Here is a 22,640-nt window from a genome sequence, read left to right as displayed (position 1 = left end):
ATAATGACAAACGTAACAAAAGGAAACACTTCTATGCGTCGATTGTTAGCTGCTATTCTAGCCCTAGGCTTGTGGATGACCGTTGTTCCCGCAGCTTCAGCTTATAACTTAGTTCCTTGCTCTGAATCTTCCGTGTTTCAGCAACGGGCAAAAACCTCTATATCTGTTGCGGCTAACCCGGCACAGGCAAAAGCACGCTTTGAGCGCTATTCCCAAGAACTCTGCGGAAAAGAAGATGGCTTACCCCATTTAATTGTGGATGGAAGCTTATCTCATGCGGGAGATTTCTTAATTCCTGGCGTTCTGTTCCTGTATATTGCCGGATGGATTGGTTGGGTCGGTCGGTCTTATTTACAATATGCAAGAAAGAGCGAAAACCCCGCAGAAAAAGAAATTATCATCAATGTTCCTGTGGCTCTGACCTTTATGCTCGGTGGTTTCCTGTGGCCCTTAGCAGCGTTGAAAGAAATCACCACCGGTGAACTGTACGTCAAAGATGACGAAATCACCGTTTCACCTCGTTAATTACAGAATTCTTAAACAGAGATTAGGGAAGATTTCAGTTGAATTAATCACCTAAATATTCCCTAATTATCCCATAAACAAACTTTGTTTATGTTCTAATAATCTTTGTGAATTCTGGTTTCTTTTAACAGATTAATTGTTTTTCACATTTGCAAACTTAGGAGAAAAAAACTCATGCAGTATTTCTTGAAATATCTTTCAACAGCACCCGTTTTAGCTGCCGCTTTGATGGTTTTTACGGCTGGGGTTTTAATCGAATTTAATCGTTTCTTCCCCGATTTACTGTTCCATCCCCTCTCTTAATCAAACCTTGATATAAACGGGGAACAGGGAATGGGGAACAGGTAATGGGTAATGGGTAATAGGTAATAGGTAAAGAGTTTACCTCCTCTTCCTCTCCCCGCATCCCCCGGCTCTCCCTGCTCCCCATGCTCCCTTACTTTTAACTTGTAAATATATTCGTTATCAATGAAATCCTATCTTGCTGCGGCTATTCAAATGACCAGTACCCCTTGGCTAGAAAAAAATCTGGCAGAGGCAGAAGAATTGATTGATTTAGCAGTTCGTCAGGGGGCTGAATTAGTCAGCTTACCTGAGAATTTTCCCTTTATGGGTGAGGAAGCCGAGAAAATGGCTCAAGCTGAAACTATTGCTCAAACTACAGAAAAATTTCTTAAAACCATTACCCAAAAGTTTCAAATTACTCTATTAGCGGGAGGATTTCCAGTTCCTTCGGGTGATGGCAAAGTTTATAATACGGCGGTGTTAATTGATGCTAATGGTCAAGAATTAGCCCGTTATCAAAAAGTTCATTTGTTCGATGTTAATTTGCCCGATGGCAATACTTATCAGGAATCTAATACGGTGATGGCGGGGACGGTTTTACCTCCGGTTTATCATCATCCAGAGTTGGGCAACCTGGGACTATCGGTGTGTTACGATGTCCGATTTCCAGAACTCTATCGCCATTTATCCGAAAAAGGAGCAGAAATTCTCTTTGTTCCAGCAGCTTTTACTGCTTATACGGGTAAGGATCATTGGGAAGTTCTGCTCAAGGCTAGAGCGATTGAAAATACCTGTTATGTGGTCGCACCTGCTCAAACTGGATGTCATTATGGGCGTCGGTATACTCACGGTCATGCGATGATTCTTGACCCTTGGGGGGCAGTTTTAGCGGATGCTGGTGATAGGCCAGGAATTGCGATCGCAGAAATTAATCCCGCCCGTCTGGAACAGGTTCGGAGGCAAATGCCGAGTCTGCAACATCGGGTATTTATGTGAAATCATTTATCAGAGGCGTGTCCGAGCGCAGCGATGCCGTAGGCTATTGGCGCGTCTCTAACAGTTATAGCAGGGAACAGCCCCCCCAAACCCCCCGTGCACGGCAGGGCTGTTTCAAAGTCGGGTGAAAAAGAGTAAAGAAATAGCGATCGCTACCTGATAAAATCAAGAGCGGTCGCTAACTTTTTATAAAAATAAAGATGCTAACAACTCTAATAGAAAAACTAAAAAAAGTCAAGGATTACCGAAAAGCCCAAGGAACAAGGCATCCGCTCTGGCTAGTATTATTAATAGTCATCTTGGGGCTGATGCAGAGAAATTTAGGTTATAGAGAACTCGAAAATTTTGCTAAAATTAATCAAAAAGAACTCAGTCAAGTTGTAAAAATTAAGCTGGAAAAACTGCCATCATACTCAACAATAAGAAGGGTAGTAGAGGGGGTAGATTGGTCAAATTTAATCGAGATATTTAATGAGATGTGTATTAAACCTGAAAAAGTTGGAGAACAAAAAAGTTTCGGTTTATCAAGTGAATAGCAACTTTCACAAAGGCTGGAAACATCTGAAAATTGTGATTCAGATAGAAAGAAGTGGCAACAGAGGGAAAAAACCCTACAAAGAAAAAGTATATTATATCAGTAGTGCAGTCAACGAGGCGAAAACGTTAGCTCAAATTATTAAAGGACATTGGGGGATTGAGAATCAATGCTATTGGGTAAAAGATGTAATTTTTCAAGAAGATAAAAGCCGAATCCGTAACTTTCAAGCAGCTACCAACTTCTCAACTCTAAAAACTCTGGTGATCAATCTTTTCAGAAGTTGGGGTTTTGTATCAATAACAGAAGGACAACGGTGGTTAACTGATCACTGGCACAAAATTTTTATTATCTCGGAACTGTTTCCCCTGAAATCCTCAAGATAATCGAGTAAATCAGCGGCAAAAATCCAAATAAAATAGATATAAATCCTCTATGGTAAAGATATAGAGAAGTTTTTTTTGCTTAAAAATCAGAAAGATGATACCTTGAGCAATATTCCTGATAATTCAGTTAGAATTACTCGGTTTTTTCGCCGAATGAGGCAAAAATTGGGGAGTTAAATTGAGTCCCCAATTTTGGAAAATGAAACAGCCCTGCCGTGCACGGGGGGTTTGGGGGGCTGTTCCGGTGTTCCCTTTTGATCAGGGATTTTAAACACAACTCAAATAGGATTGCTATATATTAGAGAGTTTGACATTAAGGTTTATAATAGGTGTTGGTGCGATCACTTACACAGCCCAAGGGTTTAATTAATGGGGGTTCAATTATGGGAAATGGTTTATATTTATATGGGATTTTACCGACTAACCGAGTCCGACCTTTAGCCTTGCATGGGTTAGATAAACAACCGATACAAACCCATCCCGTTGATGAGTTTAGCTTTTTATATTCCGAGACTCAACAGGAACGTTATTTAGCCAGTCGGCGCAACCTATTAGGCCATGAAGACGTATTAGAAAAAGTGATGCAACATGGCTATCGAAGCGTTTTACCCTTGCAATTTGGATTAATTGTAAAAGATTGGGATCATGTCAAAGCACAATTAATTATTCCCTATCAAGATCGGTTAAAAGAATTGTTTCATAAATTAGAAGGAAAACAGGAAGTAGGGGTAAAAATATTTTGGGAAGAAACCGAAGAATTAAACCTGTTAATGACAGAAAATCAGGAATTAAGGGAAAAACGCGATAGCTTAGAAGGTAAACGTCTGAGTATGGATGAAATTATCGGTATCGGTCAAGAAATTGAACGGGCGATGCAAGATCGTCAACAGGGAATTATCGATAAATTTCAACAGACATTAAACCCCCTAGCACAAGAAATTGTCGAAAATGATAACTTAACCAGTGCCATGATTTATAACGCTGCCTATTTAATTCCTTGGGATATAGAACCCCAATTTGGGGATAAAATAGAAAAACTGGATCACCATTTTAATAACCGCCTCCGAATTCGCTATAATAACTTTACAGCTCCGTTTAATTTTGCCCAACTCAACCCCTAATCCGAGGCGTTATGATATTACGATTATTGCTATCTCCGATCACAGCACCCTTTGAGGGTGTAATCTGGATTGGTGAACAACTCCTAGAACGGGCGGAAGCCGAACTTGATGACAAAGAAAACTTAGGAAAGCGGTTATTAGCGCTCCAGTTGGCTTTTGATATGGGGGATATTCCAGAAGAAGATTTTGAAGTTCAAGAAGAGGAATTATTACTACAAATTCAAGCCTTAGAAGATGAAGCAAACCAAGAAGAAAATGAAATAGATTAAGCGCATCAAATCAAAACTCTCCTCTCCTCCTTCGTGTCTTAGTGTCTTCGTGTTTGCTTAAATGATCAAATTCCATCCCACTAATAGTCTAAGGTAAAAGTTGAAACAGAACCAGGTTTAGATTTAGTCTGAGTTGAAGTCGGAGGTTGGGTCGTTTTGGTTTCCGGGGGTTTAGGTTGAGCAATTTGTTTAACATCAGTTTCCAACCCTTGAATTTGATTTTCAATTTGTCCTAAACGTTGGGTAACGGTTTCAAGGCATTGTCCTAAACTTTCTAACTCCTCTTGTAACCGTTTTTTCTCTACCGCTAATTGATATAAACTGCGGTAGAGGGTTGCTTCGGTTTTTTGGCGAGGCATGGTACTAATTTTTGGTAAAGTAGGGGGTTGAGAACGAAAAGGACGCATAATAATTTGGGTACAACTACGAAATCATTATAACAATTGAATTTGCATAAGTCCTAAACTTTATTTTTCTTCATTAATTCACTAATTTTGCTAATTTTTTTGTGAGACTTTTGGGAAGAAAACCGTTTCGTTTCCGCCGAGTAACTCCAACAGATAGCATCGGGGTCACGTTGATAACTCCAGACTGAAAATTCCGGTTTGGTTTTCCACTTGCTGAGGGTCGTTGGATGTACCCCTAACCGTTGGGCGAGTTCCGACTGATTCAAGGTTTCGGGTAAAATAGAACTAGATGCCGGGTTGACGGGGAATAAAACCACGGAATTAGGGTTTTCTGGTTTAGAAACAACCGGGAGAGGGTCTACAACGATCTGAGACGGTTGGGCGGTGGGAAAATAGTAAATCATCCCGCCCACATCGGTAATTTCATATTGGGCGGCAAATTCGGTAGCCCGTTGGTCGAGATATTCCTGTACTTTTGTCCCCGACTGTTGGGTGTGCATGGCCAAATCTAAGGCCGTAATTCGTCCTTGGTTTTCCCGAATTAACCGATAAAATACCTCATCCAAGGTCGCCAACTGATTTTGTTGACGCTGTTGATAATATTTCCACATCCGCCAAGACCCCCATCCGCCAACGGTTAAAATCGCTAAGGGGAATGCTTTCTGGAGGATAAACAAAACGACTGCGACGGGGAGGAGAAGCGTCAGATATCCCCGTTCAGACGGGTTAATTTTTGGGTTTGAGTCTGACATGGATAGAATATTAACAAAGGTAATATCTTCAATATTGAGTGACATACTCCCACATCAAATCTGAGTACAGATTATGATGTGGGCTTCTTAGCAGCCCGATGAAGGGTATGCAAGATTTCCTTAATGGTACTGTTATCCATAGAACCAACTACAGAAAGATTCCCACTACGGCGTTTTATACTGGGGAAAATGCCCAACCCCAGTCTTTTCAAGTTAATCGCAGCATTGATATCACGATCAACCATCAAAGAATTTTGCTCATCCCAATAGTCTCGGATACTACAATCGGTGAAAATCATCTCATTCCGATAACTGAGCACCATTGAAGTATAAGCAGGTTTTTGTGAAATGACGACTGCCCCAGTTTTTTCTACTATGTAGTTCAGCGTCGTAAAAAATTGCCCAAATGCAGCATCTAGCCAGGATTTATTGAGTCCCGATTTAGCAGATTGGGAATAACTTGATCTGGTGTGAATTGAGGTACAGAAATGTCTTCAAGAATTAACTGAATGAACCAACCGTCAGCTTTTCTGGTGACACTTACTTGCTTAACAACAAACCCACTAGGAATTGGGCGGTGCATCCGAACTTTTACAATTCCTAATTTGGGTAATCGAATATAAACCCAATTCTTACGAATCAATTTAATCCAATCATTACCCGCCGTTGAAAAAGTCATGGTTCGGTAGTCGGCTTCAGTTTTGAATCGGGGTCTGCCCGATTTTGTACCTTTACCGTCACCGACAATGAATCTTTCAAAGGCTTTATCTATTCGCTTAGAGACATCTTGTAGTACAGTTGAATCTACCTGCTTAAAATCCAACAACTCGCCACTGTGAAATACTTTTACTAAGTCTTTTTTAAGAATTGGCAATTGTTGTTTTTGATGGTAGTAATTAGGCTTTTCTCTGGGAGCAGCAATGCTAGTTTTTAATGGGCAAGCATTGATAGCAGTACGATTCATTTCCCACCAATCAAAGCGATCTCCCAACTGGCGATTGTACCAATAACGGCAAATTCTCAGCCATTGGTTTAAGCTGATCTTTTGATTGGTGTCGGGATAGAACTGGTACTGATATGTTACTTTCATTGAGTTGTGACTAATAAGCTGTTGTGCATTTAAACTATATATTTCAGCGAGCGAGGACGCTGGCACTGCATAAGATTCAAGATTTCTGCATGACCAATTTAGATGCTGAACAGCTTAATAGGTTTTAAGATGAAACTTCAAGATTGACAAACTGTCTTTTGACGGATTGATCTAGGGGGTCGAGAATGGGTCGGGTCTATTAAGTTTTTTCTTTTGTTTAGCAACTGGCTGTGCTGAATCAGTCCAGCTTGTTGTATTTGCAAGGGTTCGTAGGAGACTAGCTTGTATGAAATCTAAATTGCCTTATGTTTTTGCTGCTTCACTCTTGGCTGGGTTATTAGATTGGGGTGTGATTACAAAACCAGCTTACTCAGAAACCCCATTAGCTCAAACTACGGAAAAGGCGACAGAATCAAAAGCACTGTTTATCAATTTGACCAGTGATGATACATGGACGGCAAGTATGGCGATTTCTATTGCCCACAATGCCTTGCGAATGGGACATCAACCTGTCACCATCTTCCTTAATGTTCGTGGGGTATATCTGGCTGATAAACGGCGATCTCCAGCAACAGAAGGTAATGGTGATTTAACGATTCATCAAAGGTTACAAAAGTTTATAGAGGATGGGGGAACAGTGATTGCTTGTCCCAATTGCTCTCGCAAAGCCGGCTTAACTCAGGAGGATCTTATTGAAGGTGTTGTGCTTGGACAAGAGGGAGGAATATTGCCACTTCTTTTTGCTCCGAATACGGTAACGATCTCATATTGATTCCTAAAATTAGCTCCTCTGAATTGCTACAATTGATTCAGTTGATTCATTGTAAGTTAAAATGACTCGTAACACTCGCCGCTATTTCCTCAAATTTGCCAGTTCAGCACTAGCAACTCTGGGAATTAATCAATTCCTATTCCAACAAAAAGCTGAACAAGCGGGCAAAGTCCTAGCCCAAAGTACGCCCCGCAAACTAGCTTTATTAGTAGGGATTAATCAATATGCCTCCTCTCCCCTAGAAGGATGTGTCAATGATTTAGAGTTGCAACGCTATTTGTTAATTCATCGCTTCGGATTTAATCCTAAAAATATTTATATTTTACCCCAAACAGAAGCCACTCGGACAGGAATTTTAACCGCTTTTGAAGAACATTTAATTAAACAAGCCAAACCCGGAGATATTGTGGTTTATCACTATTCTGGGCATGGTTCGCGCATTTTTGATCCTGACCCAATTATAACCGGATTAGGAGATAGACAAGGATTGAATGGAACCTTTGTTCCTATTAATAGTAAATTACCTACCGGATATCCTGAAGTGGGGGGAGTTGTCCAAGATATTATGGGGCATACCTTATTTTTATTAATGTCAGCCCTGAAAACCGAAAATGTGACGGTGGTTTTAGATAGTTGTTTTTCCGGTGGAGCAACCCGAGAAGTCCGGGTGCGTTCCCGCGAAGGAGGTGAAAATATTTTAGTTTCTTCTGATGAAAAAAACTATCAGCAACAGTGGTTATCGCGATTAAATTTATCTCCTGAACAATTTGTTAAAGGCTATCAAACCGGGGTAGCTAAAGGGGTAGTATTAGCGGCAACGGCCCCAAACCAACTGGCACGGGAAGCAAATATAAATGGCTTTAAATGTGGTCTATTTAGTTATTTACTAACTTATTATCTCTGGCAGGAAGACAACAATATTAAACAGATATTTCAAAAGATTCTCCCAGAAATTCCTGAAACATATAACCAAGTTCCCCGTTATGAAGTTAAAGTGGGGAGTGGGTATCAACAACAACTGCCCTATTTTATTAATTCTCCCAAATCTCCAGCCCAAGCAGTTGTAACGGCAGTTAGTGGGGAAACTGCTCAATTATGGTTAGCGGGAATTGACTTAAGAAAGGTGACAACGGGAACAATATTTACTGCTATTAATAGTACAGGAAAAGTGAAAATGATTTCCCGTGATGGGTTAGTAGGGCAGGCAAAGATTGAGCAAACTGTAACCGTAGGAACGCTTTTACATTTAATAAGTTAAGAGGAATATTAATATGTTAGAAAAAAACCGGGTCAAGCCGTGATCAGATGTCTTTTGTTATCATTTAAAATATAATAGGCAATAACCATGACTCAAGAAATGCGTCAAGAAATCGTTACCTTAGCCAGAGAATTACCTGATGAACTGTTAGCAGAAGCCCTGGTCTTTTTGCATTCTCTCGCAGAGAAAGCACAGAATAATCACTCCGATAATTCCTCAACTATTGATCAAACTGAATTTGACAAAGCAATGGCAGCTTATCAAGTGATTAGCGAAAAATATAAAAATGCGTTAAGGGAATTAGCCCAGTGAATGAACCCTTATGGATTTTTGAAGAAATTGTTCGAGTTATCCATCAGGATCAAATTCAGCAGCATGGTGGTAGTTTAGGTATCAGGGACGAAAATCTCCTGGCTGCGAGTTTAGCTAGACCAAGACATTTATTTGCTTACGGTCAACCTGATTTATTTGACCTCGCTGCGGCTTATGGTTATGGTTTGGCGAAAAACCATCCATTTATTGATGGTAATAAACGCACAGCTTTTGCAGTAATGGCAACTTTTTTGTTGGTAAATAGCTATTTATTAGAAGTTCCCGAAATCGAGGTTGTGCAAATCATGGAAGGGTTGGCAACTGACCAAGAAACTCAAGAATCTTTAGCCCAATGGTTAAGGAAAAATTCTGTATTAGAATTGATGTAAATGCAAATCAGGGGAAGGGGTAAAAAAATGGAAATAAAAACAAGTCAGAACAAATTAGTTTTTGCGTTCCTCAAAGGCGTTTCCGTATCAGGAATTATCGGTGTCGCGTTGCTATCGGAGTCAGGGATGGCAACACCCAAACCCTCAGAAACAGAGTTTCTTCTCACTATATCTAATCACCAACCCACTGAACTTAAGAAACCCGGTTTCTTACCACAAACCCTCATCGCCCAAAATAGCAGCAACCCGCAAGCGGATAAACTGTTGCAAGAGGGAACAGAACTATTTCAACAAGGAACAGCAGAATCATTACGAGCCGCTTTAGGAAAGTTGGAAGCCGCCCGCCAACTCTATCACGCCGCCGGGGATAAAGGAACGGAAGCCGTCACACTGCTGGGTATGGGCACAATAAATGACTTATTAGGAGAAAAGCAGCAAGCCCTAGACTACTACAACCAAGCCTTACCCCTATTCAGGGCAGTGGGGGATAGAGGGCAGGAAGCCACTACTCTCAACAATATTGGCGCTGTGTACTCCTCCCTGGGAGAAAAGCAGCAAGCCCTAGACTACTTGAACCAAGCTTTACCCCTATTACGGGCTGTGGGGGATAGAGGGGGGGAAGCCAATACTCTCAACAATATTGGCGGTGTGTACGACTCCCTGGGAGAAAAGCAGCAAGCCCTAGACTACTACAACCAAGCTTTACCCCTATTACGGGCTGTGGGGGATAGAAGGATGGAAGCCACTACTCTCAACAATATTGGCGCTGTGTACGACTCCCTGGGAGAAAAGCAGCAAGCCCTAGACTACTTGAACCAAGCTTTACCCCTATTACGGGCTGTGGGGGATAGAGGGGGGGAAGCCACTACTCTCAACAATATTGGCCTTGTGTACGACTCCCTGGGAGAAAAGCAGCAAGCCCTAGACTACTACAACCAAGCTTTACCCCTATTACGGGCAGTGGGGGATAGAAGGATCGAAGCCACTACTCTCAACAATATTGGCAATGTGTACGACTCCCTGGGAGAAAAACAAACAGCCCTAGACTACTACAACCAAGCTTTACCCCTAAGACGGGCAGTGGGGGATAGAGGGGGGGAAGCCACTACTCTCAATAATATTGGCGGTGTGTACGACTCCCTGGGAGAAAAGCAGCAAGCCCTAGACTACTTGAACCAAGCTTTACCCCTATTACGGGCTGTGGGGGATAGAGGGGTGGAAGCCACTACTCTCAACAATATTGGCCTTGTGTACGACTCCCTGGGAGAAAAGCAGCAAGCCCTAGACTACTACAACCAAGCTTTACCCCTATCACGGGCTGTGGGGGATAGAAGGATGGAAGCCACTACTCTCAACAATATTGGCGGTGTGTACGACTCCCTGGGAGAAAAGCAGCAAGCCCTAGACTACTACAACCAAGCTTTACCCCTAAGACGGGCAGTGGGGGATAGAGGGGGGGAAGCCACTACTCTCAACAATATTGGCCTTGTGTACGACTCCCTGGGAGAAAAGCAGCAAGCCCTAGACTACTACAACCAAGCTTTACCCCTAAGACGGGCAGTGGGGGATAGAGGGGGGGAAGCTGCTACTCTCAGCAATATTGGCGCTGTGTACGACTCCCTGGGAGAAAAGCAGCAAGCCCTAGACTACTTAAACCAAGCTTTACCCCTATCACGGGCTGTGGGGGATAGAGGGGGGGAAGCCACTACTCTCTCTAATTTTGCCATTCTCAAACGTAATCAAGGCAACCTCAGCGAAGCTCTTACAGACATCGAAACTGCCATTACTATTGTTGAAGACCTCCGCACTAAAATCGGTTCCCAAGAGCTTCGTCAATCCTTCTTTGCCACAGTTCAGGATTATTACAAATTCTACATTGATTTATTAATGCAACTGCATCAACAAAACCCCCAAAAAGGATATGATGCTTTAGCTTTTCACGCCAGCGAACGTTCTCGCGCCAGAAGTCTTGTAGAACTCCTGACCGAAGCCGGTGCTAATATTCGTCAAGGGGTAGACCCCAAACTCTTAGAACAGGAACAGAACTTACTACAACAACTCAACACGGTAGAATATCAACGATATCAACTCACCCAAGGTCAATATACCGAAACACAAATCGATGAACTCAAAGCCAAATCTCAAGCCTTAAGTAATCAACTCAATCAACTACAAACCCAAATTCGCCTTACCAGTCCCCGCTATGCTGCACTGAAATATCCTCAACCTTTAAATCTGCCAGAAGTTCAACAACTCCTTGATGAAGATACCTTATTATTACAATATTCCCTGGGGGAAGAACGCAGTTATCTCTGGGCTGTGACTAAAAATAGCATTACCAGCTATGTTTTACCGAAACAAAGTGAAATAGAAGAAATTGCCCAACCTTGGCGAGAGATGAATGAATCTACTTCCGTAGAAAGCGGACTCCCCCTCAGTGAAATATTACTAAAACCCGTCGCTTCTCAACTGGGAAATAAACGTTTATTAATTGTGGGGGATGGGGTATTACAATATATTCCCTTTGCCGCCTTACCCATCCTTTCTCAACCGAATACACCCCTTTTAGTAGAGCATGAAATTGTTACCGCTCCCTCAACTTCAACTATTGCTATTCAACGGGAAAAACTACAAAATCGCCCCACGGTAGCCAAAACTGTCGCAGTATTAGCCGACCCCGTTTTCAGCCTTAATGACTCTCGCGTTACTAGAAATGCACCCCAACAAAACCCGCAAACCCTCAACAACTTAGCCCTGACTCGTGCGGCGCGTAATTTAGGTATTGGGGAAGGGGCGAAAACTTATGGCCGTCTGGAGTATACCCGCACCGAAGCCGAGAAAATTATAGCATTAGTTCCCGAAAATCAAAGGTTACAAGCCCTAGACTTTCAAGCATCACTTGAACAAGCCAAAAATCCCAATTTATCTGAATATCAAATAGTTCATTTTGCTACTCATGGTTTACTGGATTCTGTTAATCCTGAACTATCGGGAGTGGTGTTATCCCTATTTAATCAACAAGGACAAGCTGAGGATGGATTTTTGCGTATTCAAGATATTTTTAACTTAAATTTACCTGCGGAATTAGTGGTATTAAGTGCCTGTCAAACGGGCTTAGGGAAAGACACGAAAGGCGAAGGTTTAGTGGGGATGACTAGGGGATTTATGTATGCTGGGGCGCGGCGAGTCATTGTGAGTTTGTGGAGTGTTAATGATGCTTCAACTTCTGAATTAATGACGAAGTTTTATCAAAAAATGTTACAAGGAGAAGAAAATCCAATTCATGCTTTGAGACAGACACAATTGGAAATGTGGAAGTCTGAAGAATGGCAATCTCCCTATTATTGGGGAGCGTTTACAGTTCAGGGAGATTGGCGTTAGAGTGTTAACCTGCATTCTGTTCCTAGAAACCGAGTTTCTGCATTAGATTCATTGTAGGAAATCAAGATATCTTGAGAAACCCGGTTTCTGTAATTTACAGAATACCGTCTTTTTTCGCCATTGACGTCATTAAATCAACAACGCGACAGGAATAACCCCATTCATTGTCATACCAAGCCACAATCTTAAAGAAATTAGCATTCAGTTCCATCCCGGCTTTAGCATCAAAGGTACTAGAACTCGGGTCAGTGATGAAGTCTGAAGAAACCACTTCATCCTCGGTATAGGCTAAAACACCTTTCATCGGGCCTTCGGCCGCCGCCTTCATCGCCGCGCAGATTTCCTTATAGCTGGTGGCTTTGTCAGTGCGGAAGGTTAAATCAACGACGGACACATTCGGAGTCGGAACTCGAAAGGCCATTCCCGTCAGTTTTCCTTTTAAGGCAGGTAACACTAAAGTGACAGCCTTAGCCGCCCCAGTAGACGATGGAATAATATTTTGGGCCGCACCCCGTCCCCCGCGCCAGTCCTTCTTACTGGGCCCATCAACCGTCGGTTGAGTGGCGGTCATGGAGTGAATAGTGGTCATTAACCCTTCCGTTAACCCAAAGCTATCGTTAATCACCTTAGCAACCGGGGCTAAACAGTTGGTGGTACAACTGGCATTAGACACGATTAAATCAGAAGCCGGGTCAAAGGTTTCGTGGTTAACTCCCACTAACAGAGTTTTAACCTTATCCGGGTCTTTGGTGGGTGCGGAAATAATCACCCGTTTAGCCCCCGCTTCAATATGTTTGTGGGCCCCCTGGTAGTCACTAAATAACCCCGTAGACTCGACCACATAGTCCACCGTGTCTTCTTTCCAGGGGAGTTGGGTGGGGTCTTTGATGGCCGTACAGCGAATAAAATGTCCATCGACCACAATGCCATCTTCTTTGGCTTCCACGACGCCCGGAAATACTCCGTGGGTAGAATCGTATTTGAACAAATAGGCTAAGTTATCGGGAGGAACGAGATCATTAATTCCCACAAACTCAATATCTGGGTTATTAATCGCCGACCGCATCACCAAACGACCAATGCGACCAAACCCATTAATTCCTACTCTTAACGCCATATTATTAACTCCTTTAGGCAAAATTCAAGGGGACTTGATGATTCAAGCCACAACTAGGGATAGACTGTACCACAAGTTTTGATTGTTGAGCTTCTTTCTTTCTGTAATTTTAATAAAATTAGAATTTTAATCTGGATTCGGTGATTTTCAAAATTAGGTGATATTTGGGATAACTCCCATAAGTTTATCCCCAGGTTAAAGGTTTAAAAATACTGATATTCCTGATTTTTTTACTGAACGTTAAGAAAGAATAAAAAAGACTAATTTTGTCCCCAGCAGTATTAACAAATTGATCAAAAATCTGTACTATTCAAGGGTATACGATTGGGCTTAAAACTAAAATGAACAAACGTAAACGAATTGGCATTCTCACCAGTGGCGGAGACTGCCCGGGTCTCAATGCCGTGATTCGGGCTGTTGTCAATCATGCCACATCTGAATATAACTGGGAAGTCCGAGGCATTCCCTATGCCACCAAGGGACTGATTGAACGAAAAAGTGTGGTATTAAATTCCTATGGTTTAGAGCGACACGGAATTGATCCCTTATTAAGTATGGGTGGAACCATTTTAGGGTCGATTAATAAGGGAGATACCGAAGGCAATACCGACGAAATTATTCAGGGATATTATGATTTAGGACTTGATGCTTTAATCGCTATTGGTGGGGATGGTAGTCTGGCGATTTTGCAGAAACTTGCCGAAAAAGGCAATTGGAATTTAGTCGCTGTCCCTAAAACCATTGATAATGATGTCGCCCATACCGAATTATCGGTTGGTTTTAACTCCGCCGTCACTACAATTTTAGACTGTTTAGATCGGTTGAGTTATACCGCCGCCAGCCATGACCGGGTAATGGTGGTGGAGGTGATGGGACGGACAACCGGACATCTGGCCCTATATTCGGGAATTGTCGGGGGGGCCGATGCCATTTTAATCCCAGAAATTCCCTATTCAATTAAAACCCTCTGTAAACGCATTCGCGAGTTACGCAATCTCTGGGGACGAAAATTCGCCATTGTGGTAGTCGCTGAAGGGGCAAAAACCGCCGATGGGGAAAGTCGATATTATAAAGATGCCCTGGGGGAAGTCCGACTGCGGGGAATTGGGGAATATGTGGCTGCGGAAATTGAGAAAAATTTGGGGGTAGAAGCCCGGGTGACTGTCCTGGGTCATGTTCAACGGGGTGGGGCTCCTTCTGCCTTGGATAGATTAATTGGCACAGCCTTCGGAAAGGTGGCGGTGGATTTAATCGCCCAGGAAACCTACGGGGTGATGGTGGCTTGGCATAATAATGCTGTCACCACTATTCCCTTAGATCAGGTTTTTGCCGATAGTCCCCTACTGGTTGACCCCCAGGGATTTTGGGTGGAAACGGCCCGATCCCTGGGAATTTATCTCGGAGAAGAACTTAATCAAGAAAATATTCCTACGGTAAACCCGAATATCAATAATTTAAAACCTTTTTCTTTAGAGACAATAGCTCAGATTAATTAGGTTCAGATAGAATGTTTTAGCCGACGTAAACGATCGGAATAACTTTTGACAACTTCTAAGGCAAACATGGGGGTTTCCTGAACGGCAAACAGAAATCGAGATTTATCCATTGTGGCCAAAAGACAATCTGTTTTAGCGATCGCCGTGGACGCTCGTGTGTGATCGGGTTGAACTAAAGCACCCTCCCCAAAAACATCTCCAGCCGTCAGAGTTTCCACCACTTTCCCATTCACCCATAACTCGATTTCCCCTTCGAGAATGCCATACAAGACCTCTCCAGTTTGGCCCTCCTCAAAAATCACTTGATTGGCCAGATACCGTTGTTCTGGCTGTTTTTCAAACAGTTTTACGGTTTCAATGGGCTGTAACATAGTGTTATTAACTCAATAAGTTTGATCTGTTCTATTGGATCAATACTAGGGCAAAATAGAAAAAGAAAGACAGGGTAATATAGCGATCGCGCCCTACAACTAGGAATACTCCAACTCCTACCCATTACCCATTACCCATTACCCTGTTACTGAGGGAAGTCGAAGTATTACCCATTCGTAATTCGTAATTCGTAATTCCCCATTCCCTGCTATATTTATATCTCATGCCCAACACTGTTACTGTAACTATTCCCGCAACAACCGCCAACTTAGGGCCGGGATTTGATTGTATTGGAGCCGCCTTAACTCTATACAATACGCTGCGTTTTTCTTATTTAAAAAATACATCAAATGAGACTTTAACCATTACGGTTCAGGGCACAGAAGCCGCGATCGTCCAAACCGATGAAAGTAACTTAGCCTATCAAGCCTTTATTCGGGTTTATCAGCACCTCGGTCAAACCCCGCCCCCGGTTCAGATCGAGATTGATTTGGGAATTCCTTTAGCCAGGGGTTTAGGGAGTTCTGCCACCGCTATTGTCGGGGGACTGTTGGGGGCGAATACCTTAGCTGGAAATCCCTTGAGCCAAATTGAGATCCTGCAATTAGCCATTGAAATCGAGGGACATCCCGACAATGTGGTTCCCGCCTTATTAGGCAATTGTCAATTATCCGTATCCAGAGGAGAAAATGGTATAGGCTGGGAAATTTGCCCCATTCCCTGGCATTGTGATCTAGTTCCAGTTCTGGCGATTCCTGATTTTGAATTATCCACCGCAGAAGCTAGAAAGGTTTTGCCCCCAAACTATAGTCGGGCGGATGCGATTTTTAATACCGCCCATCTGGGATTATTAATTAGGGGTTTAGAAACCCGCAACCCTGACTGGTTAAGGGTGGCACTCCAGGACAAAATTCATCAACCCTATCGTAAATCCTTAATTAAAGGGTTTGAAACCGTCCGCAGGGCTGCATTAATAGCCGGAGCCTTTGAATTAGTGATTAGTGGGGCGGGGCCAACTTTATTGGCTTTAACCGATGAAATATCAGCCCCTGCGGTGGCCGTGGCGATGACGACCGCCTGGAAACAAGAGGGCGTCAACCCAGAGGTTAAGGTGCTGCAACTCGATACTCAAGGGGCGACAATGAATATTGAATAGGAGAAACAATGGTTCTTAATCCTAGTATTATTAATGCTGTTGAAAAACTGGGATATCGTGTCACCAGTGGCGATGTGGCAACTCAAGCCGGAATTGATATTAATATCGCCCAACGGGAACTTTTAGTCCTGGCATCCGAAGCCGGAGGTCATTTACAAGTGGCTGATTCGGGCGAAATTGCCTTTGCATTTCCCCGCAATTTTCAGGCTATTTTGCGGAATAAATATTGGCAATTGAAGTTAAAAGACTGGTGGAATAAAATTTGGAAGGTTTTATTTTATCTGATTAGAATTTCCTTTGGAATTATTTTAATTGCCTCAATTCTGCTGATTGTCGCTGCTATTATTACGATTTTAGTGGTGATTAATAACAGTCAAAATAATAACAACTCCGGGGGAAGTCGCGGTGGGAGTTGGTTTTGGATCGCTTGGTTGATGCCTGATTTTCGTTGGTTTTCCACGGTCGATAATAACCATTATCAACGCCAAAATGCTAAAAGTAGCGATCAAAAGAAACCGATGAATTTTTTGGAATCTGTTTTTTCGTTTATTTTTGGAGATGGCAACCCCAATTATAATTTGGAAGAACGCCGATGGCAAACCATTGGTCGGGTGATTCAAAACCAAAAAGGCGCGATTATTGCCGAACAAATTACCCCCTATTTAGATGAAATTGGGAGTTCAGTAGCTCAGGAATATGAAGATTATATGTTACCGATTTTAACTCGATTTGATGGTAGACCGGAGGTAAGTCCAGAGGGACAGTTAATCTATCATTTCCCCGAATTGCAAACCACAGCTATAAACTCTCAATCTCAATCTGTTCCTGGTTATTTAAAAGAAAAAAAATGGCGGTTTAGTTTGGCTAGTTCCGGGCAAATTATGGGGGCAATTGGTTTAGGTTCGGTTAATGTGATTGGGGCATTAATGTTAGGGAGTTTATTAAAAACTCCAGAAATTGCTGGATATTTAACCGGATTTTTAGGATTTGTTCATGTCATTTATCCAGTTTTATTAATTTACGGTGTGGGATTTTTGACCATTCCTTTAATTAGATATTTCTGGGTACAATGGAAAAATGAAAAAGTCAATATTCGCAATACAACCCGAAAAAATAGAGTTAATATTTTGGCTGATGACAATTCAATTATACAGGAAAAACTCAATTATGCTCGTCAATTTGCTAAGAAAACTGTGATTAATAAAGATAATTTAGCCTATACAACTGAAACGGATTTATTAGAACAAGAGGAACAAAATTCTGATAAAATTGATGCGGAATGGCAAAAACGGTTAGATCAATCTGATTGACATCCACCCCGTCGTAAAACGGGCGGGGATTCCATCTATTTGATTATTCTTAACTTGTGGAAATAGAATTTAAAATCGTATCAATTTCTGTCTGAACTTTATCAATTTGTGAACGCAGTTGATCTAAGAATTGTTTTTCAGCTTGCCATTTTTGAGGAATTTCTTGCTCATATCTATTTTGTTTTTCTAATAAATCATTATAAAATGTCAAATGAAACATTAGAGTTGATATAGCTAAATCGAAACACTCGTCTAACCTTGACAATAAGCTACTTTCGATAAAGAATAAAACAATACTTGAAAAAACATTGAATTGTTCTCTCTTAATTACTAAAAAACTATCTCGTACAAAGGCATCCCAACTAGCCTTTACTGAATCAATCAAAGGTTTGGAAACATTACCTTTTACATAAAATAAGAAATTTCGGTTATAACGAAAATTACTAATTTTATATAACAAATTATTCTTGTCCTTGATTTGATAATAACTTATATGAGATTCTAATAGATTGATGTTAAAATTAGATAACTCTTTATCTAGGAATTCTATATTATGTTTAATCGCTAGAATAATTTGACGATTTTGATCAATTAATTCTTTTTCTAAACCCTTGATTAAACCTTCTTTATCTGATAAGCCTGCCTCTTGTTTAGGTTTTCCAGTATTTTTTTCAGTAAACCACTGTTTTTTGAGTTCTGTAACTCGATTTGTCCATGACTCTTTAAGTTCTCTAAGAACTTCTATTTGACATTTTTTTCTTAAATTACGAATGCGTACATCTGCATTACTAATTTGTGCGATCTGTTCCCAAATTTCATCCTTGGGGATAGATAAAATTCCAGCTTTACTATTCCAAACTTCTTCAGCCTGATCTAAATCCTGATAACAATTTTTTAGTAATTGTTCTAATTTAACAGCAGACTGTCTCATTTCATCGGTACAGAGTTGAATTGATTGGCTTAAATCGGTTGCTGACTGTTTTAACTCTAAGGATTGATCATCATTAGAATGGATTAGTGTAACCGCTTGATTAAGAGCAAGAAAGGCTTTGAGAGATTCATTCATCACATTTAATTGCTGGATTAAGGTTTTTTTCCATCAGAGACAACTTTGAACAGATATCACTGATATAATTAATTATACTAACTTCTGACACTTAGGTTAACTTAGTTATGGACTCTCAAGATTTAGTGCCTGTTTTAAAGTCTATTGGTTTTACTTTAGATATGGCATCTCCCTTCTTAGCATCTGTTAATCCTTATGTGGGAATTGTATTAACTATCACAAAAATCGCGTTCAAAGCCTATCAAGGTAAGGTAGAATCTGACCATCTTGATCGAGACTTAGACTATCTGAAAAAGGGCATGGATAGCTTACAGGAAAAGGCTAGTATATTAGAGTCGGCAACGGCAACTCTAGGAGTCGGTGTGGCTTTACTGGGAATACTTTCCGCACAAAATTTACAGCAAACTCGCAAATTAGATCAAAAATTATATCAAGTTCAGTTAGGGCTTGAAAAAGGGTTCACAGATTTAAAATTAATTATTAATAGTCAAGGAGATGAGATTTTAAAAACGATCAATCAAGTGGGTCAAGAAATCCAACAAGAAATACACCGCGTTCAGTTTGTTAAGGCTTATGGAATCTTTCAGTCAGTTCATAATAATCAACTCCCATCGGCTTTAATCACACAAAATTCTAAAGATAGAAATGATAAATTAAACTTTATTTGGAATAATTTACAAAATTGTTTGGCTATTTATAACAATAAAGAACTGATTTCTTGTCCTTCGATTTCGGGAAAATTAAAGCGACTAGAATGTGCTTGGGCGATTGAACAAACCTTAGCTTTAATTGATATTTTAAAAAATGATTTTGATGCTTGTATTTTTCAGTTAAATCACCTCAGAGATAAAATTATCAAAGATTGTCTATACTTAACAGAATCCTGTCAATCGGAAGAAGAAATTGACTTTATATTTCCTAGGATTAACTCTATTATCAATCACGATATGCTTTTAATTGATTTCTGGAAGAATAATCTAAAAGTTATACAAAATTTATCAATTGAGGATCAAGAAAAACTAGCCAATTTAGATGTAACGGATATTGCTAGTTTAAATCAATCCCAAGAATCTAACACTTTACAAAAACGCTCCCCATTTGAACTGTATCAAGAATTAAAAAATAAATCACATTTCGTTGCTCTGAAAGATCAACTTAAATTTATCCTTAAACCGGAATTACGCTTTGAGTATGAATCTTATATTACTCAAAAAGCGATCGCTCTGGATTTTAAAGGATTAGCCTTAACCAACTGGAAAGAAGTTCCTGATTTAACGGTTGCTAATCTCTATTATTTTTTCAAAGAGAAAAAGTTTCTGGATCTCGAAAACCGTCTAAAGTTCCCGATTTAACGATTGCTAATCTTTATTATTATTTCAAAGCACAAGAACAAAAATAAGCCCCGAACTCAAGTTCGGGCTTAGGGAAAAAACCTTTGAAATTGATGAAATTTACAGAGAAACCACTTCAACTTCCACATCAGCCGTCACGTCAGAATGTAACTTAATATTGGCTTTATAGCTTCCTAATTTACTGATACTGGTGAGAGTAATTTCCCGACGATCAACTTCTTGACCCGTTGCTTGTTGAATCAATTCTGCTAATTCTTTTTCAGTAACAGCACATCTTTGGTCATAACTACTTGAGTATGCTTTGCCATAATCAATTCCCCATCCCACCTAAAGGAACAGAAATTAAATCATGAAATTGGGTATCTCTAATTCTTTTTAATTCCCACATCCATTTGGTTTCTGCGTCGATTTGTTGATAATATTTTTGAGCTAAATTCTGCTGTTGAGCAACATCGGTTTCCCCCCATAATTTTAATGCCATATCTCGTCTTTTTTGACAAATAACGGTTTCAATGGACGCAATAGAACTGCGAATAACTAATTGGGCGCGGCAAATATCAATTTCTGTATGTTCATCCAGATAAAATAGATGATAAAATTGTTTGGTTTGTTGATTTTTATCTAAACAAACTTGTTGCAATTCCAGAATTAAATCCACCGGATCTAAACTCTTTTCAAATCGAGCCTCAATTTGGGCAATTTCTCGCCATAAAAACCGATGATGAGCTAAACTAAACTGTAAATCTCTTGCTTCTAACCCATCAACAATCATTGGACGATATTCGGGACAATGGAGATATATTCTGAGGAGTTTAACTTCTGCTTCTTCTAATAAACTCCGCTCAGAATTAATGTTAACTAAAGTATCAGAAGATTGTTTGTTTTTCGATGGTTCTGAATGATATTTATTGACTTGAGTTTGTAAATTTTTAGCTAATAAAGAAATTAACCGATTTTGTCCTTGACTCAGAAGTTCAGCACAGTATTGAATATAATGGGTGCGTTGCATTCCATTCTCGATTTTTCTCAATAATTCTACCATTTGTTTTGAGACTTGCTGCGACTGGGCAACGGTTTCGAGATTTTTTCCAATTAATAACCTTTGAATTTGCCAATCAATCCAAAATGGAGCATTAAGCAATAATTTTTGATAATCTTCAGCAGAATTATGAGTTAAAAACTCATCGGGATCTTTACCAGAAGGAATATTTAAAATTCGTAAATTAATATAACCTTGATAAGCCAGATCTTCGATTTCTCCAATCGCTCGTTCGGCGGCTTTATTCCCGGCAGCATCCGCATCAAAATTGAGAATAATTTGTTTAGATTCCGTATATCTAACTAACTGCCGAACTTGATTCAAATTTAACGCAGTCCCTAAAGAAGCCACAGCATTTTCTATTCCGGCGGTATGTAAAGCAATTACATCAAAATATCCCTCAACAACAATCGCCTGATCTTGTTTACTTATAGCATTTTTAGCTTTATCTAAACCAAATAAAGTCTTACCTTTATCAAATAATTCAGTTTCAGGAGAATTGAGATATTTTGGCAGTTCATCCCCTAAACTTCTGCCCCCAAATCCAATAATTTTTCCCTGACTATCATGAATTGGAATCATCAACCGATCTCTAAACCGATCATAATATCCATTACCAGTTTTTCGAGGTACAATTAACCCAGCTTGTTCGACTAATTCCGCCGGAAAATGTTTTTGTTCTACCAAATAATCCGATAAAGTTTCCCATCCTTGGGGAGCATATCCTAACTGAAAATATTGAATCGTATTTTCTTTAAGATTTCGTTTTAATTTTAAATAATCTAAAGCTTGCAGTCCTTCAGGTTGTCTTAAAGTATATTGATAAAAACTGGTTGCGATCGCTAAAATCTCATATAATTGTTCTCGTAAAGAAATCTGTCTCTGTAATTCCTGACGTTTTTCAGGTTCCAAAGTCTTAACCGGAACTTGATACCGTTTAGCTAATTCTAAAACCACTTCGCTAAAAGAACTTTTATCCAAATCCATGATAAATTTAATCGCATTTCCCGCCGCCCCACATCCAAAACAATAAAACATTTGTTTAGTGGGACTCACGGTAAAACTAGGGGTTTTTTCATCATGAAAAGGGCACAAACCCACAAAATCTTTTCCTCGCCGTTTCAACGAAACTTTCTCAGACACGATATCATAAATATCCGCCCTTTCTTTGACATCTTCTATTGTTTCTGGATGAATCCGTGGAGTCAGCATTGAGGATTAAATTGGGATGATAAGTCTTTATTTTGCCATAAA

General features: G+C 40.4%; 23 protein-coding genes and 1 pseudogene. 15 read left to right on the top strand and 9 right to left on the bottom strand.

The features are described from left to right. Positions 1–33: 33 nt before the first annotated feature. The 6 genes and pseudogenes from NMG86_RS16835 to NMG86_RS16810 all read left to right on the top strand — a co-directional run bounded on the left by NMG86_RS16835 (position 34) and on the right by NMG86_RS16810 (position 4,117). Positions 34–525, top strand: coding sequence for a photosystem I reaction center subunit III (locus tag NMG86_RS16835; protein ID WP_026785996.1), 492 nt, complete (start codon positions 34–36; stop codon positions 523–525). A gap of 174 nt (positions 526–699) precedes the next feature. Further along, the gene (psaJ, locus tag NMG86_RS16830) at positions 700–828 is read left to right on the top strand and encodes a photosystem I reaction center subunit IX (RefSeq protein ID WP_026795751.1); all 129 of its coding nucleotides are present in this window, start codon (positions 700–702) and stop codon (positions 826–828) included. Between the two features lie 165 nt (positions 829–993). After that, positions 994–1,806, top strand: coding sequence for a carbon-nitrogen hydrolase family protein (locus NMG86_RS16825; protein ID WP_026785997.1), 813 nt, complete (start codon positions 994–996; stop codon positions 1,804–1,806). Between the two features lie 200 nt (positions 1,807–2,006). Then, positions 2,007–2,727: pseudogene (locus NMG86_RS16820) on the top strand (ISAs1 family transposase). Between the two features lie 335 nt (positions 2,728–3,062). After that, positions 3,063–3,848 (top strand): gas vesicle protein GvpF, encoded by a 786-nt coding sequence (gvpF, locus tag NMG86_RS16815; protein ID WP_348534571.1) that lies wholly within the window; start codon positions 3,063–3,065, stop codon positions 3,846–3,848. 11 nt (positions 3,849–3,859) lie between these two features. Beyond that, complete coding sequence (locus tag NMG86_RS16810) at positions 3,860–4,117, top strand: gas vesicle protein GvpG (protein ID WP_026785998.1); 258 nt, start codon at positions 3,860–3,862, stop codon at positions 4,115–4,117. Between the two features lie 80 nt (positions 4,118–4,197). On the opposite strand, the gene NMG86_RS16805 is transcribed toward NMG86_RS16810, so the two are convergent. The 4 genes from NMG86_RS16805 to NMG86_RS16790 form a co-directional block, all read right to left on the bottom strand. Continuing rightward, positions 4,198–4,524, bottom strand: a complete 327-nt coding sequence (locus NMG86_RS16805) for a hypothetical protein (protein WP_026798127.1) — start codon at positions 4,522–4,524, stop codon at positions 4,198–4,200. A gap of 53 nt (positions 4,525–4,577) precedes the next feature. Next, entirely contained in the window at positions 4,578–5,321 is a 744-nt protein-coding gene (locus tag NMG86_RS16800; protein ID WP_051319781.1) for a helix-turn-helix domain-containing protein, read from the bottom strand. Positions 5,322–5,347: 26 nt separating this feature from the next. After that, entirely contained in the window at positions 5,348–5,626 is a 279-nt protein-coding gene (locus NMG86_RS16795) for a hypothetical protein (RefSeq protein WP_423808573.1), read from the bottom strand. 65 nt (positions 5,627–5,691) lie between these two features. Beyond that, positions 5,692–6,366, bottom strand: coding sequence for an RNA-guided endonuclease InsQ/TnpB family protein (locus NMG86_RS16790; protein ID WP_227351013.1), 675 nt, complete (start codon positions 6,364–6,366; stop codon positions 5,692–5,694). Positions 6,367–6,652: 286 nt separating this feature from the next. On the opposite strand from NMG86_RS16790, the gene NMG86_RS16785 reads away from it, so the two are divergent. The 5 genes from NMG86_RS16785 (at position 6,653) to NMG86_RS16765 (ending at position 12,478) form a co-directional block, all read left to right on the top strand. Next, on the top strand, positions 6,653–7,138 hold the full coding sequence (locus tag NMG86_RS16785; RefSeq protein WP_052338760.1) for a DsrE family protein: 486 nt from the start codon (positions 6,653–6,655) through the stop codon (positions 7,136–7,138). Positions 7,139–7,199: 61 nt separating this feature from the next. Then, positions 7,200–8,396, top strand: coding sequence for a caspase family protein (locus NMG86_RS16780; protein WP_026798126.1), 1,197 nt, complete (start codon positions 7,200–7,202; stop codon positions 8,394–8,396). Between the two features lie 87 nt (positions 8,397–8,483). Next, on the top strand, positions 8,484–8,708 hold the full coding sequence (locus NMG86_RS16775; RefSeq protein WP_026798125.1) for a hypothetical protein: 225 nt from the start codon (positions 8,484–8,486) through the stop codon (positions 8,706–8,708). After that, positions 8,705–9,097: a type II toxin-antitoxin system death-on-curing family toxin gene (locus NMG86_RS16770; protein WP_026786003.1), complete on the top strand. Its 393-nt coding sequence runs from the start codon at positions 8,705–8,707 to the stop codon at positions 9,095–9,097. Before NMG86_RS16775 ends, NMG86_RS16770 begins: the two co-directional genes overlap by 4 nt. 27 nt (positions 9,098–9,124) lie before the next feature. Further along, positions 9,125–12,478: a CHAT domain-containing tetratricopeptide repeat protein gene (locus NMG86_RS16765; protein WP_499103715.1), complete on the top strand. Its 3,354-nt coding sequence runs from the start codon at positions 9,125–9,127 to the stop codon at positions 12,476–12,478. Between the two features lie 94 nt (positions 12,479–12,572). Here NMG86_RS16765 and gap read toward each other — a convergent pair whose 3' ends face one another. Next, positions 12,573–13,595 (bottom strand): type I glyceraldehyde-3-phosphate dehydrogenase, encoded by a 1,023-nt coding sequence (gene gap / locus NMG86_RS16760; protein ID WP_026798124.1) that lies wholly within the window; start codon positions 13,593–13,595, stop codon positions 12,573–12,575. Positions 13,596–13,936: 341 nt separating this feature from the next. Here gap and NMG86_RS16755 point away from each other — a divergent pair, with 341 nt between their 5' ends. After that, on the top strand, positions 13,937–15,091 hold the full coding sequence (locus NMG86_RS16755) for an ATP-dependent 6-phosphofructokinase (RefSeq protein ID WP_026798123.1): 1,155 nt from the start codon (positions 13,937–13,939) through the stop codon (positions 15,089–15,091). 2 nt (positions 15,092–15,093) lie between these two features. Here the strand turns inward: NMG86_RS16755 and NMG86_RS16750 are convergent, their stop codons facing one another. Further along, positions 15,094–15,462: a cyclic nucleotide-binding domain-containing protein gene (locus tag NMG86_RS16750; RefSeq protein WP_026798122.1), complete on the bottom strand. Its 369-nt coding sequence runs from the start codon at positions 15,460–15,462 to the stop codon at positions 15,094–15,096. Positions 15,463–15,686: 224 nt separating this feature from the next. Between NMG86_RS16750 and thrB the strand changes: the two genes are divergently transcribed. Further along, a complete protein-coding gene (gene thrB / locus NMG86_RS16745) occupies positions 15,687–16,619 on the top strand; it encodes a homoserine kinase (RefSeq protein WP_026798121.1) in 933 nt (310 codons plus the stop codon). Between the two features lie 8 nt (positions 16,620–16,627). Further along, complete coding sequence (locus tag NMG86_RS16740; protein WP_026798120.1) at positions 16,628–17,929, top strand: CrcB family protein; 1,302 nt, start codon at positions 16,628–16,630, stop codon at positions 17,927–17,929. Between the two features lie 49 nt (positions 17,930–17,978). On the opposite strand, the gene NMG86_RS16735 is transcribed toward NMG86_RS16740, so the two are convergent. Continuing rightward, positions 17,979–18,995: a hypothetical protein gene (locus NMG86_RS16735; protein ID WP_026798119.1), complete on the bottom strand. Its 1,017-nt coding sequence runs from the start codon at positions 18,993–18,995 to the stop codon at positions 17,979–17,981. A gap of 107 nt (positions 18,996–19,102) precedes the next feature. On the opposite strand from NMG86_RS16735, the gene NMG86_RS16730 reads away from it, so the two are divergent. Then, positions 19,103–20,347 carry a hypothetical protein gene (locus NMG86_RS16730; protein ID WP_052338759.1) on the top strand — a complete coding sequence of 415 codons (1,245 nt, stop codon included), beginning with the start codon at positions 19,103–19,105 and terminating at the stop codon, positions 20,345–20,347. A 99-nt stretch (positions 20,348–20,446) separates the two neighbouring features. On the opposite strand, the gene NMG86_RS16725 is transcribed toward NMG86_RS16730, so the two are convergent. Both NMG86_RS16725 and dnaG read right to left on the bottom strand, forming a co-directional pair. After that, the gene (locus NMG86_RS16725; RefSeq protein WP_026798118.1) at positions 20,447–20,674 is read right to left on the bottom strand and encodes a 50S ribosomal L9 C-terminal domain-containing protein; all 228 of its coding nucleotides are present in this window, start codon (positions 20,672–20,674) and stop codon (positions 20,447–20,449) included. Continuing rightward, entirely contained in the window at positions 20,658–22,598 is a 1,941-nt protein-coding gene (dnaG, locus tag NMG86_RS16720; protein ID WP_026798117.1) for a DNA primase, read from the bottom strand. The genes NMG86_RS16725 and dnaG overlap by 17 nt, the downstream gene beginning before the upstream one ends. Positions 22,599–22,640 lie beyond the last annotated feature (42 nt).

The organism is Planktothrix rubescens CCAP 1459/22 (genome assembly GCA_904830895.1).
In the GTDB taxonomy this organism is placed as follows: Bacteria; Cyanobacteriota; Cyanobacteriia; order Cyanobacteriales; family Microcoleaceae; genus Planktothrix; species Planktothrix agardhii.
This window is presented reverse-complemented; position numbering and strand designations above follow the sequence as displayed.